The organism is Enterococcus sp. AZ062 (genome assembly GCF_051715065.1).
In the GTDB taxonomy this organism is placed as follows: domain Bacteria; phylum Bacillota; class Bacilli; order Lactobacillales; family Enterococcaceae; genus Enterococcus_B; species Enterococcus_B mundtii.
In genome coordinates, this window is the sequence record NZ_JBIOTB010000001.1 from 3,014,221 (window position 1) to 3,027,248 (window position 13,028).

General features: G+C 37.1%; 12 protein-coding genes. 1 reads left to right on the forward strand and 11 read right to left on the reverse strand.

Annotated features, from left to right (window positions below):
* Positions 1–106 precede the first annotated feature (106 nt).
* Positions 107–712, reverse strand: a complete 606-nt coding sequence (locus IGJ00_RS14005; RefSeq protein WP_071867532.1) for a hypothetical protein — start codon at positions 710–712, stop codon at positions 107–109.
* 122 nt (positions 713–834) lie between these two features.
* On the reverse strand, positions 835–1,539 hold the full coding sequence (locus IGJ00_RS14010) for a hypothetical protein (protein WP_071867531.1): 705 nt from the start codon (positions 1,537–1,539) through the stop codon (positions 835–837).
* Between the two features lie 316 nt (positions 1,540–1,855).
* Here IGJ00_RS14010 and IGJ00_RS14015 point away from each other — a divergent pair, with 316 nt between their 5' ends.
* Positions 1,856–3,358, forward strand: a complete 1,503-nt coding sequence (locus tag IGJ00_RS14015) for a UDP-N-acetylmuramoyl-L-alanyl-D-glutamate--L-lysine ligase (protein WP_071867530.1) — start codon at positions 1,856–1,858, stop codon at positions 3,356–3,358.
* A gap of 431 nt (positions 3,359–3,789) precedes the next feature.
* Here IGJ00_RS14015 and IGJ00_RS14020 read toward each other — a convergent pair whose 3' ends face one another.
* The 9 genes from IGJ00_RS14020 to IGJ00_RS14060 form a co-directional block, all read right to left on the reverse strand.
* Entirely contained in the window at positions 3,790–4,167 is a 378-nt protein-coding gene (locus IGJ00_RS14020; protein ID WP_071867529.1) for a hypothetical protein, read from the reverse strand.
* A 145-nt stretch (positions 4,168–4,312) separates the two neighbouring features.
* Complete coding sequence (locus tag IGJ00_RS14025; protein WP_438844545.1) at positions 4,313–6,037, reverse strand: hypothetical protein; 1,725 nt, start codon at positions 6,035–6,037, stop codon at positions 4,313–4,315.
* Positions 6,038–6,149: 112 nt separating this feature from the next.
* A complete protein-coding gene (locus IGJ00_RS14030) occupies positions 6,150–7,043 on the reverse strand; it encodes a hypothetical protein (protein ID WP_438844546.1) in 894 nt (297 codons plus the stop codon).
* Between the two features lie 147 nt (positions 7,044–7,190).
* Complete coding sequence (locus IGJ00_RS14035; protein ID WP_438844547.1) at positions 7,191–7,970, reverse strand: cyclase family protein; 780 nt, start codon at positions 7,968–7,970, stop codon at positions 7,191–7,193.
* Between the two features lie 486 nt (positions 7,971–8,456).
* Positions 8,457–9,812 (reverse strand): PTS cellobiose transporter subunit IIC, encoded by a 1,356-nt coding sequence (gene celB / locus IGJ00_RS14040; RefSeq protein ID WP_019722564.1) that lies wholly within the window; start codon positions 9,810–9,812, stop codon positions 8,457–8,459.
* Entirely contained in the window at positions 9,813–10,331 is a 519-nt protein-coding gene (locus IGJ00_RS14045; protein WP_438844548.1) for a hypothetical protein, read from the reverse strand.
* 21 nt (positions 10,332–10,352) lie between these two features.
* Complete coding sequence (locus IGJ00_RS14050) at positions 10,353–10,673, reverse strand: PTS cellobiose transporter subunit IIA (RefSeq protein ID WP_071867524.1); 321 nt, start codon at positions 10,671–10,673, stop codon at positions 10,353–10,355.
* Between the two features lie 12 nt (positions 10,674–10,685).
* Positions 10,686–12,665 carry a BglG family transcription antiterminator gene (locus tag IGJ00_RS14055; protein ID WP_438844549.1) on the reverse strand — a complete coding sequence of 660 codons (1,980 nt, stop codon included), beginning with the start codon at positions 12,663–12,665 and terminating at the stop codon, positions 10,686–10,688.
* 20 nt (positions 12,666–12,685) lie between these two features.
* Complete coding sequence (locus IGJ00_RS14060) at positions 12,686–13,000, reverse strand: PTS cellobiose transporter subunit IIB (RefSeq protein ID WP_010734143.1); 315 nt, start codon at positions 12,998–13,000, stop codon at positions 12,686–12,688.
* Positions 13,001–13,028: the final 28 nt, after the last annotated feature.

Sequence of the window (13,028 nt, forward strand, 5' to 3'; positions counted from 1 at the left end):
TTTAAATAACAATTTTTAGATTGAAACAAGATAGATTATTCTCTTTACCATCTACCATCCTTTTAAGGTTTTGTTTTACTTAGACTTTCACGCTCCGACCAAACGTTTATCTTCGTTCTTTGGAAATCGGATGATTTACCTTTTTAGTTAATGCGGTGTTTACTGCCTGTGCAAATTCATTCGCCGAACGAATTTTACGTGTGAAGTATATCGGACTCTCTTTCACAGCCTCAATGGTTTTTTTGGACATTTGTGGACTCTGCGGCGAATCTTCTGTAGCCTTTACATCATCAAATTTGTTTGCGTGTTTTGTTCTACTTGTAGTCAAGTCGCTTCGACTGATTCCTGCTTTCGATTGTTGTTCGTTGTTGTTTTTAGTGACAACTTGCGCCTTCTTCGCCTGTTCTAAAGCAATTCTATCGGACTTTCGATCGCCTCTTATCATTCCCCATGCTCTTCTCCACAGTAACTGAATTGCTCGACCGATTTGCTTTAGGGGTCTGAATCTTTGTTCACGATGAGGTTGATCTATCGCCTCATTAAATGAGTCTTCTTTGCGTACAAAGTTGTTTTCTAGTCTGGCTATTACATCATCTTCTGGTATATTATAATGTGAAACTATATATTTAAAGGCTATAAGCTTCTCCTCTTTCGATAGATCCTTTTTGTTCAATAACTTTTCCCCAAATTCACGTATTTCTTCATCAATCATTTTCTATTCCTTCTTTCTTTTTTATTTAAGACTTGCCTTGCAGATACTATCAGACAGACCTAGTTTGTTTCTGTCCTTTTAACGTTTTTTCTACTAAAACGTTAAAGCTGAGACCAAACGATTTACCCTCGTTCTTTAGAAACCACAGCCTTTTCTTTTTTTGAAAATAAGTTATTTGCCGTTTTGGCAGCTTCATTCGCCGAACGAAGTTTATGCGGCAAGTAGCTTGGACTATCCCTTATTATCTTAGTGGACTGCTTCTCATTTTTTTGGATCGTTTTTGGCTTTGGTAACGAACAATTCCCAACTGTTCTAGGTTCTTTTCTCTTTGTTCTCCTGCCTATTTTTTGGATTTTTTCAACTATGTATGACAAAATTCTTCGTCGTTTTGATTTAAGCTGTAGAGAGGTTCTCCCTAAAGATGGAACACTGTTGACTGTTTTTTTTGTTCGTTCTTCTGAATGTTGCGTGATTCTGCCTCCACCGAACTCTTCCTTCGCCTTATTTAAGGCTACGCTATTTAAAAATTTAGAATCTAGTAGATTTCTCCACCCCCTGGTCATCATTCCCAGTTGTTTCCCACTGTCTTGACTCGCTTGTTTGGCTTGTTCCCTAGGTATCAAATGATCTTGTGAACTATAGCTATCGTCTAGACTATAGTAGATTGAGTCAGATTCTATACTATACATTGAACTATCCTCTAGATGATTTTTTGAATGTAAAGATTCAACCTCTCTGCTCCGTTCAGATTGCTCTCGTTTCTCTTTAGATACAGTATTTCTCTTTGATAACTGCTCATTAAATCCGCTTATTTTTTCAGAATTCATTTTTAGACCTTCTCTCTTTTTATTTCAATCAGTGATTCCTTAGTAAGATTTCCGTATCTCGCTTGATCTGCTGTTGGATATCAGCAATGGAACACTTCTTTACTACATTCATTGTTTTTTTGTGCACTATTTCCTGTTGGAATACCACTTTTTTATTATGGAAATCTGCCCGTTTCTCTCGTATCCAATCATTTGTTCCTGTCCACTTTCCATATTCTATCTTCTTTCATTTTTACTTAAATCACCTGTTCCTGAAAATACGTAACAAAAAATATGCTATAATAAACCAAATAAATACAAAGTGAGGGATGATTCAATGAGCTTCTCCTTAGAAGATATCCGCAACTTATTGTTAAAAGAAAATCTGTTAAAAGAATTTGTATCACCACAGGGGTGGCATCTTTATGCTCCAGAAAATAGAGTATTCAAGAAATTAAGTTATGACTCACGTCAGGTCGACGCTGAGACATTATTTTTTTGTAAAGGATTAAATTTTAAAGAAGAATATTTAACTGTCGCAATTGCTCAAGGGCTTAATTACTACGTCGCCGAAGAACCTTATGAGAATGAAGCATGTGGCATAATCGTGACCGATATTCGCAAAGCAATGGCGATTCTTTCCATGGCTTTTTATGATTATCCACAAAACAAGATGCTAGTCATCGGATTTACTGGGACTAAAGGTAAAACCACCGCTGCATACTTTACAAAAGCCATTCTAGACCATACGACTAACTATAAAACTGCCCTTTTTTCAACAATGAATACCACATTAGACGGCAAGTCTTTTTTTAAATCGAATTTAACGACCCCAGAGTCACTTGACTTGTATCGCATGATGGCTGAAGCAGTAGAAAACGGTATGACACATCTTGTCATGGAGGTTTCTTCTCAAGCCTACAAGACGCAACGTGTTTATGGACTAACTTTAGATGTTGGGATTTTCTTAAATATCTCTCCAGATCATATCAGTCCGATCGAACATCCTACGTTTGATGATTACTTTTATTGCAAACGACAGTTGATCTTAAATTCAAAAAAAGTGATTTTAAACCGTGAGAGTGATTACTTTGATTTATTAGTGGAAACAGGTCAAGTCCACGGTATTCCTGCAATCACTTACGGACGAGCAGATACAACAGACGTTCAAGTGAAAAGTTTAGAAAATCAAACACAGGCGTTTCAATTGATCACACATGGTTCTGATTTACCTGTTGAAGCGGAGTATGAGATCAAATTAGCTGGTGGCTTCAATCAAGAAAATGCAGCTAGCGCAATCATTGCGGCGACTTTAGTCGGTGCCTCGATCACCGATGCCCAACAAGGCCTAAGAGAAGCTAGAGTACCGGGACGCATGGATCAGTTGACCCATAAGAACGGCGCCCATGTTTACGTTGATTATGCCCATAACTATTTAAGTTTAAAAACACTTTTAGCATTTGCTAAAAGTGAACATCCCAATGGTCGTGTGATCGTCGTTCTAGGAAGTCCAGGAAACAAAGCGATTTCCCGCAGAAAAGACTTTGGAGAAGTCTTGTCAGAAACAGCCGATATCGTTTTCTTGACTGCAGATGATCCTGCTTTTGAAGATCCACAAAAAATTGCAGAAGAAATCCACGCAGCAATCACCAATACAGCGCTTGCTGTTCATTATGAAATGGACCGTCCCACTGCGATCCAACTAGCATTAGCAGAAAGCCATCCAGAAGACTCTGTTGTGATTGCTGGTAAAGGCGTGGATGCGTATCAAAAAGTTGGTGGCGTAGATGAACCTTATGAAGGTGACTATGACATAGCAAAACGCTTGATCGAACAATGATTGCTTTATAGAAGATCCAGATTTTCTAATTTAGACAGCTAACACCAACTAAAAAGCCAACTCATCATGAGCTTTCCTTTTTTATGATGAGTTGGCTTTTTTATATGGTTATCTCTGTATTTTTTGAAGTGAGAGTAAGTGAATGATTTTTTCTTTAGATTTCTCACCTTTCAATCATTTTTTTATGAATCTTTGCTTTCAAGTTATTGAGAGATGGTCATTTCGAAGCACTGTATTAGGTCGTACTTTAACGATTTTTTATTCTAAAAAAACGACTATTTCTTTTAATGCAACCTACTAGCGAAAAATATAGCGCAATTCTTTACACGTATAATCACTTTCGTAATGTCCATAACAATTTTTCTCAGAGATATTGTGCATATTCAGTTTGTCTAGTACAACATATATTCTAAGATTAGAATAGTGGATGGCTATTTCAATACTGTTTTTACACTCTCTTTCGATAGGCTTATTAAATATTTTTTCTTTTTATACTTGTTGCGATAGTAAAGTGCGCCCTTTTCCACGAATAATCGTCTTTCAATCACCACTTTTTTGAATCTATTCAACAAGCGATTTTTAGGGTCCCATTGCATACACTGCCAGTATCTTTTCCAATGCGGTCGATACTTATGTTCTTCTGCTAATAAGCTAGGCCACACTTTCTCAAATCCTTGCAACTCTTCTACAGTTTTAATTTTTTCCAACACTTTACTAACGATCCATTCATATAGCTCTTTATTGTAGTGATCAATGGCATATGCCGATGAGTTTAGTTCTGTCAGACTAGGAGATCCTTTCAGTGTCACTTTTCTCAAATTACACCTTGGTAAAATAGTTTTCGCTGCTCATCCATCCCAAATCATAAAAGGTACACTTTGTCTGTATCCCTTCCACTATCCCACTTTCTTAAACTTAATCATTTACACGTAAATACGAAAATTGATATTCCTCTTACTTTTCTACCTGAACGGAATGTCTCCTTACTTTTGTTTGAGCTTGTTGTCTGATCCTCTGTTCATTTAGCGCACTTGCCTGTTTGCCAAACATTTCTACTTTTTCCCGAAAGGCTGGATTCATATCTTTTCTCATTTTTTTGACCGTTTGTATGATATTCTCGTCATGAATTGTCTGTATTAATTTATTCATTCGGTTTACTTTTGTCAGAGAAGAGGGGATGTTTTTCTGTTCCAGTTTATTTTTTTTACGCTCAAAATATCTTTGCCACTCTAGAACAAATGCGCCCTTGATCCAAGGTGGAGCTACTCTTTTTCCGTTTTCAAAGAAAGTAACTTTCTCCCCTAGTTCTGAATAATTCCGGTAAATTTGTCGGAGTGCACGTAGCAAAAGCTCATTTTTAAGGACCTTCTTAGGGAGTAAATCCACATTGTGTTTTTGAAGTTTAAAACATATTCCACGCAGGTCAATACCATCTAAGGAAATATAAATCGGGATATTCTCTTTTATAGCCATATCCACTGCAATCTCATAAGCTTGTATTTCAAGCCCTTTTACAGGTGCTTTCATTTTATGATCTTTATAACAGTAAAATTCATAATATAGTTTTTTTCCATCTGTTTTTAAACTACCGGGTGATGTTTTGGTAAAAAACACTCCCATTATTTTATTTAATCGATTGAATTGATCTCCCCTCTCTAACCCCATCGTTCGAAGATACTCAGGTACATGTACTAGCTTTTCGCTTTGTGATTCCAACAAAGAAGGTAATTTATTAGAAAAAGTCTCCCAATGTTCCTTGGTTATCAGTTTCCCTTCCTCAACATGTCCCATGATCAACTTTTCGATTGCTTTATTACAAGCGTCAAACATATGCGCCTTATAGTCCTTGTTGACGAGTTTCTCCTCTATTTCAGGGGTTTTAGCTAACGATTCACAGGCGCTTTCATGACCAAAAAATAATATTTTTCTATTATTTATTGGTTCTTGATTCGTTTCTGATTCTGATTTTTTCGTGTCAATTTCTTGCTTAATGTAAGCTTGCCAATCTTTGATATAATTTCCATCAATCCAAGGTGGTGGCACACTTTCTATGTTGTTTATAAAAAGAAACTTTTCTTTAAAATTTTTTAATTGCGAAAATTCTCGATAGATATAGTGAATCGATTCGCGAAAAATAGCTGTTTCAGAGCGGTTTAAAAAATCGTAATCGCTGATATCTCTTTGATTGAAATGACTTAAAGAAAATAAAATAGTTATCTGATGACTCATTGCCATATCTAGAGCCGTCTTGTACCCATGTTCCTTAAGTAGATTGATTGAAATTTCATTTCCAATAGCATTGGTATAGAATAATCTTTGGCCATCTGTCTGAAGATTTCCTGCTTGGATGGCTACTTCAAAAACGTTTGTTAAGTGATTCTCAGGATAGCGATTCATTGACTCATAGTATTCAGAAAAATAAATTAATTTTTTTTCATTTTGTGGAAATAGTAACAAAGGTAAGTTATCAGAAAAATCCTCCCAGTCTTTTAATGTAAGTAGTTTATTTTCCTTAACAAACTGAATGATCAACTTCTCTATTTCATTATTACATGCGTCAAACATTTGTACCTGATAGTCTTTACCCGGTTGGAATCGTTCCGATTCATTTGACTCAAATAACCATTGATACTCACTTTTCTTCCCAAAAAACAAAATTTTTATTTCATTTGCTATCATTCTTTTCTCTCCTGTTCCCCAGTGACGCCTGTTTATTCTACGAATACACTTCAATAACCAAATATTTGTTGCCGTAACAGCCAATAATATATGCACGAATCATCTAAATACTTCACAACGTGAACGCTCGCTGTCTACCGATAGATTTTTCTATTTTTTTTTGGATGTGTCCTTTCTCACTTACTTCTAAAAGCAGTGATTTGAAAGACTTTAATTCATTTTTCTTCTTCTCTTCTGGGAAAACATCATATGTTAGATCGTCCACAGATTTAGAGATCTCTTTCCCTAACTTTTTCTTACGATGCTCATGATACTTTTGCCATTCATGAATGTGATCTCCTTCAATCCAAGGAGCATTTACAATTTTTCGATTTAGGAAAAATAAGACTTTCTCCTTTAATTGATACCAATGTCGGTAAATATAGCGTAATTCTTTACAGGTATACTCACTTTTGTACTTTTTTTGGCGATTTTTTTTCATGACTTCTTTCATCTTTATGCCATCCAACACGAAATAAATGAGAATATTAGGATAATGGATGGCCATATCGATGCCATTTTTACAGCCTCTAGTAATATGGTCATTACAACTTATTATCTCGCCTTCTGCATTTTGAAAATACAATACGACACCTTCTAGTCGAAGATTTTCATGAAAGATTGGATAATTGAACGTTGCCCATAAACAGTTCTTAGGACTCCAGTCCATACACTGCAAGTATTGTTTCCAAAGCGGATGTTCATACCAAAATCGGAATAACACAAAAGGTAGTTGTTCTATAAATAGACGCCACTGCCCAAAAGTGCGTAACCTTCCTGATCTTTTTCGTTCAACTATCGCCATATGTAGCTTGTTATTATAATAATCAATGATATATGCATGTTCTGATTCACCAGATAAGGTTGGATAGCCTTGTAGATTAACTTTATTATTCTTTACATCAGCAAAAAAAGCTTCACGTTTCTTATATAAGCCATAAAGCAAGATATCTTTTTCTGAATCCATTGATCTATCCCTCCATGAACTAACTGGCTTTGTCTCAGCTTGCCCTACTTGTTCTTGTCCGCAGTTCTTCCATTTACAGATCTGAACATTCAGCGCCCCCACTATAGGCAGACGCTAGATGTCTAAATCCGTTCATTCTTTTTCAAATCAACATTGATTTTCTTCTATGATCGCGACCACTCGTGTCCAACCAGCACTCGCTTTTTTGATTTTAGTTGGGAAACAGCTTAGCTTGAAACCAGTGGATGGCAGTTGATCTAAGTTCGTCAATTTTTCAATATGACAGTATTTCTTTTCGATTCCAGCAAAATGACCTTCCCAAATAATCGAGGGATTGCGAGTCTGTTTAAATTCTTCCGCAATAAACGGTAATGGTCGATCCCACGACCAAGCATCCGTACCAACTAAACAGATTCCTTGTTCTAATAACCAAAGGGTTGCTTCTCGTCCGACACCACATCCACTGATCAAATAGTTTGGCGTCCCCCAAAACGGCGCAGCACCTGTCTGGATAAGCACGATATCTTTTTCTTTGAGTGTATAGTTGATATTTTTCAAGGCGTGTTGAAAGTCAGTGACCGTCAACTGATAGCCATTTGGTTTATCTGAAAAATCAAGCATGACACCTTCCCCATAACACCAATCAAGGGGCACCTCTTCAATGGTCCAAGCTGGCTGTCCATTATCCATTGTTGGATGATAATGGTAAGGTGCATCCATATGAGTACCTGTATGCGTAGTGAGCTGGACACTTTCCATCGCCCAAGCTAAGCCATTAGGCAAGTCTTCCTTTTTTGCCGTTTCAAAAAAGCGTAACATATCCGGCACGCTTTTCTCGTGGTCTAAATAGTTGATCATCGGAATCATTTCTTGCGGATCACTTGGCACTTCATTTTCAATCGTGATACTTAAATCAATCAATTTCATTTACTTGTCCTCCTTTTTCTAAACATCTTTATTTCATACTTGTATCTAGTATACGTAGGATTTCCCACATATTTGTCCTTTTTTTTCTGTTATTTGATATAAATATCAAGCATCCTTGAGTTGCTATCGACCATGTTTACATCCTTTTATGACTGTCCATATATGAACCAGACTATTCTCCTTATTTTTATCATGTTGCGCTTTTGACTCTCCTGGCAATTGAAATGTTGCGGCTTCCTTTAAGAGGGGGAGCAACTGTTTTCTACTATTTCATGCCTTACTTTGATAGTGTTCTCCCTCTAGAAGTAACTTTGTAGGTTCTATTGACCAATAGATATCTATTTTTTTGTATACAAGGTTATTTTTACAAGCTTCTCCAATTTTCTCATTATTCAACATATATAGGCTTTCCTTTTTTCATAACAACTCACTAAAAAACTCAGTTACCATCTCTAACGAATGGCAACTGAGTTTTCTTTTGAATCACTAAGCCACTGAACCTTCTCTTGCTAATTCTGCGGCTTTTTCTTGTTCTTCAGTCAATAATTTATTGTCATAAAACTTGATGAATGGCAACCAGATGATAAAGCCGAGAATCGCACATAAGACGGCTAAGACAGCGGCTTTCCAGTCACCTCCACTACCAACAAAGGCGCCGATCCCTACTGGTGAAGGCCACGGCATTTGAGCTAACATTGGTCGAACGATTTCTAGTTTGATGGCAAAGTATGCTAATGATGCGGATGCCATTGGTGCCAAGAAAAATGGTACTGCCAAGTAAGGATTATAAACGATCGGCATCCCGAAAATGATTGGTTCATTGATATTGAAGATCCCTGGTACTAATGAAGCTTTTCCTAATACTTTTAACTGATCGGATTTTGCCATAAAAGCAATAAAGATAATTAATCCTAATGTCGCTCCAGAACCACCAACTGTTACATAAGAATTATTAAATTCGCCGGCTAAAGGATAATTTGCACCTTGCGCATTTGCTGCCATGTTCGCTAAAACGATTGGTGTCAAGAATGAGGTAATAATGTTCGCCCCATGAATCCCTACGATCCATAACGCGTGGATCAAGAAATAAATGATCATGATCCCTATCCACGTATTCGTCAATTCTGTTACAAATCCAAATGGAATAGCGATCATTTTGAAAATATCTGTTCCTAACGCAACTAATGTGCCGTTGACAATCATCACCACAAAGGCAATCACAAACGTTGGGATCAATGCAGTAAAGGAACGTGAAACCCCAGGTGGTACAACATCTGGCATCTTGATGACCCAGTTACGTTTCACACACATACAATACAACTCAACTGCAATGTAAGACATGATGATGGCGGTAAAAATACCTGACGTACCTAGACGTTCGACAAATGCGCCCATACGTACACCACTAACCACAGTTTCTGCATCGGTCATACTAGAGATCAAGCTGATTTTTCCGTCTGAAATGATCAACTCTGGAATACACATAAAGAAAGCAAAAACAGATAATAGCGCGCCAGTTAAAGGATTGACGTTCAGTGCTTGTTCATCTCTTTCGATCGACGTTAATTCATAAGCAAATACAATAGCAAAATAAACAGATAATATCCCCATCGTCATCGTGTTGACGATCATATACAAGTCGCTGACTTTAAAGAAAGTTGCATTGAAAAATCCTTCTAAAAATGGAAATGGTAACGGTAAAATATTCAAAACTAAAAACATCGAGCCTACGATCGTAAAGGGAATCGACGCCATCCCAGCAGCCATTACTGCGCGTACGATCTTGAACTGTGCCACTTTCCCCATCGGTCCCATCAAATATTTCTGTAGAAAATCAAACATCTATTTACTCCCCTTTCCAAAATGTACTACACGTTCATACTCTTTGATTCGTTGATAGTGACGATCCGTATTTGCATGGATTTTATTCAAGCGTCGCTGACAAAACAGACAGATTAGCAACCCACTGGCAATCACAAATAAAATCAATGCTTGCCCATTTGAACCATTCGCCATAAAAGGAAACAACTGAGAATACCCTGATGAAAATACTGCTAATAGGAGAAATACGTTGGTTACCGCTTGCAAGCGGTAATAATTTCGAGTAACCGTTGCATTATTTTTATGTGTGCGATAAAGTGCCACTTGTTCTGCGACGACTGGTAAAAGAAAGAATAATAGCCCTAATGGTACCCAAAACATCTTGCTACTCGCAAGAAGTAAGGCAACCAGCCAATAAAGATTGGTAAAAAAGAACCCAGCCGTTAAGTAGCGAATGATCAAATAACGATTAAAATACAAGACTTTCAAACTAAATGCCTTTTTCTCTAATTCTCGTTGTTTTTTTTCAGCTTCACTCATTTTTTCACCCCCTGTTCTTGTTTATTTTTGATATAGATAGCTCATTTCTTTTGCAACTTCCAATAACGTCATCGTCGTCATCAGATGATCTTGCGCATGGACCATAATGATCTCCATTTCAATTTTTTGTCCACTCGCGTATTCCTTCAATAAATGCGTTTGTGATTTATGGGCTTCTAAAATTTCTTGATTTGCTTCATTTAGCTTTTCTTCTGCTTCTGTAAAATCTTCTGCTCGTAACAAAGCAAATGCCTCGTGGATCAATGTTCGTGCATTGCCACTGTGAAAAATAATATCAAAAGCGGTTACTTGGAGCTCTTCACTCGTCATTTTCTCCGTCATCAAGACTCCTCCTTAATAAATCATTTTTATAAATTGTTCATTAAAATTTTCAAACGTTGGTTCAGCTAAAATCTGCTGCTGTAGATCCAATCGATCAATAAATTTCACGATTGCTTTCGTTACAACAGTGATTCCTTCATTCTCAATACAAGAAGGAGAGACTAGAAAGACAAAATGGATCGCCCCTTGTTCATCCCATTCCATCCCATCAGGAATGATCCCCACTGCAATTTTAGCAGTAGCCCCCACTGGGATCGCTGGATGCGGGACAACTACTTGTTCACTGAAAATGATTTGCCCCATTTTCTCACGACGTTCGATTTGGTGAGCCATCTCAGACGTATAATTCTCCGTTTCATCTTCTTGTAAAAGTGCCAATAAATCATTGATAGCTTGGACTTTTGTTGGTGCTGAAGGATAAACTTTAAACCAATTTCTAGAAATCTGCTCTTCATAAAAACTTACTTTTTCCTTCATAAAAGATAACGCTTCTTGTGGTTTCACAAAACAACTTGGACGATATTCTTCAATCACTTTACGGATCTTTTGAACATCCTGATCATTCAAGAAAACACTGACATGGAGAACAGGTACTTTGAAAAACATCGTAGATAAATCAATAGAAGAAATGATTACATCAATATCTTCTAATGCCTGTTCATCGATTTCGTAGTAGCCTTTTACTTGTTTCACTGCAATGTTTTTCCCAAATTCACTCAATACCCGATTTTTCAGCAATTGTGCACTTCCATAACCAGTCGCACAGATGATCAACGCCTGTAGTTTACAATCGACCTTATTTTTTTCAATCGCTGCCATTAGGTGAAGCGCTAAATACGCCCATTCATCCTCATTGATTTTATAACCTTTCAAAGAAGGCATCTGACTGAAATAGTGTTTAGTCAATTCAAAGGCTCGCGGATCTTCTTTTTTGATCTCTTTTGTTAAAGGATTTTCCAAAGCAATCCCTCTCTTTAAACGAACCAACATTGGTTCTAAATGATTGAGCAAGCCATTCCTGAATTGATAATCTTCGACGATTGACTGACCAAGAACCTGAGCAAGCTCTTTAAGAACTGACATTAGCTCTGTCACTAACTCCTGATTCTCCCTTTTATGGCTTTGATTCGATTTAGCCATCAAATGTAACGCTAAATAAGCAATTTCATCTTTTGGGAAACGAACATTCATTATAGACTCGATCCGTCTGGTTATATTCTTGGCTGCTTGATATTCGGTCTCATGGATTTCTTCTCCAGTGATTTCAGGCACTTGTATCTCAAATCCGGCTCGCATTCGCTTGATTGCCAATGCTAAATGTAACGCTAAATTTTGTATCACAAAATCGGACACCTTTAATTTGGATTCACGAATCTCGTCCAAGATGATGATCACTAATTCTTCAAAATTGATTTCCTTGAAGAATTGACTGTTACCGAGATATTCTTTTAAAGAATTGGTATACTTATTTCCAAAAAAGGTATCCATGATCACATGTCGCTTGTCTTGTTCTTGACCCTCGATCCACATTCCCTGTTTATGTTTCGACACAATTTTCAACGAATATTCGGCTAACTTCTCTTTGATTTCTTGGATATCATTCACTAAACTCGAACGGCTGATATATAACTCTTCTACCAAATCATCGATCACGATTGCGCGATCTTCCAAAAGTAGTTTATTTAAAATATACTTTTTTCGATCTTCTGAACCGTAGAACTCAGTCACCTGATCGCCATATTCCACAGTGACTTCTCGTTGCTTTAAAAACAGCGCAAAAGCAAGCTTGTTGACGACCTCTAATTGATACCCTTGCCCTTGCTTTGCAATGAGTCTTCCGCCATTGGTTTCGATCACTTCATTCAATGTTTTCAAATAGTTTCGAATCGTACGGTCAGATAATAATAATTCAGAAGCGAGGTACTGGCTTGTGAGGTATTCTCCTTGATGATCAATCAATTGCCGCAATAACTCTTTTTCTGTTTGTTTCATTATTATCTTCCCCTATTCGTCTATATATTTTCCTCAATCAGCTCTGCTAATTTTTGGATACCCGTAGGGATAGGAACATACGCTTGGAATGGTATACTTACGACCGGTTTCCCTACTGTTTTTCCTAGTTTAACAAATTTATCCAAGTACATTGTAGTTTGAGGACTGATCAAGAACAAATCGAAATCACTTGTCTTGATTTGGTTGTCCCCTTCTGTTGCAGAAACCGCGTCAACAAATACCTCTTCGCCTTTTCCTTTAAAATATTCTGTTGTTTTTGATGCCATCATCGAAGAAGACATTCCTGCGGCACAAATAATCAATGCTTTTTTCATTACGATCACTCCTCTATTTTTTTGATTG

Excerpts from the sequence above, each read along its gene's own strand:
- IGJ00_RS14055 (WP_438844549.1), bottom strand. The coding sequence starts at position 12,665 with ATGAAACAAACAGAAAAAGAGTTATTGCGGCAATTGATTGATCATCAA.
- IGJ00_RS14045 (WP_438844548.1), bottom strand. The coding sequence starts at position 10,331 with ATGAGTGAAGCTGAAAAAAAACAACGAGAATTAGAGAAAAAGGCATTT.
- IGJ00_RS14035 (WP_438844547.1), bottom strand. The coding sequence starts at position 7,970 with ATGAAATTGATTGATTTAAGTATCACGATTGAAAATGAAGTGCCAAGT.
- celB (WP_019722564.1), bottom strand. The coding sequence starts at position 9,812 with ATGTTTGATTTTCTACAGAAATATTTGATGGGACCGATGGGGAAAGTG.
- IGJ00_RS14010 (WP_071867531.1), bottom strand. The coding sequence starts at position 1,539 with ATGAATTCTGAAAAAATAAGCGGATTTAATGAGCAGTTATCAAAGAGA.
- IGJ00_RS14015 (WP_071867530.1), top strand. The coding sequence starts at position 1,856 with ATGAGCTTCTCCTTAGAAGATATCCGCAACTTATTGTTAAAAGAAAAT.
- IGJ00_RS14030 (WP_438844546.1), bottom strand. The coding sequence starts at position 7,043 with ATGGATTCAGAAAAAGATATCTTGCTTTATGGCTTATATAAGAAACGT.
- IGJ00_RS14050 (WP_071867524.1), bottom strand. The coding sequence starts at position 10,673 with ATGACGGAGAAAATGACGAGTGAAGAGCTCCAAGTAACCGCTTTTGAT.
- IGJ00_RS14005 (WP_071867532.1), bottom strand. The coding sequence starts at position 712 with ATGATTGATGAAGAAATACGTGAATTTGGGGAAAAGTTATTGAACAAA.
- IGJ00_RS14025 (WP_438844545.1), bottom strand. The coding sequence starts at position 6,037 with ATGATAGCAAATGAAATAAAAATTTTGTTTTTTGGGAAGAAAAGTGAG.
- IGJ00_RS14060 (WP_010734143.1), bottom strand. The coding sequence starts at position 13,000 with ATGAAAAAAGCATTGATTATTTGTGCCGCAGGAATGTCTTCTTCGATG.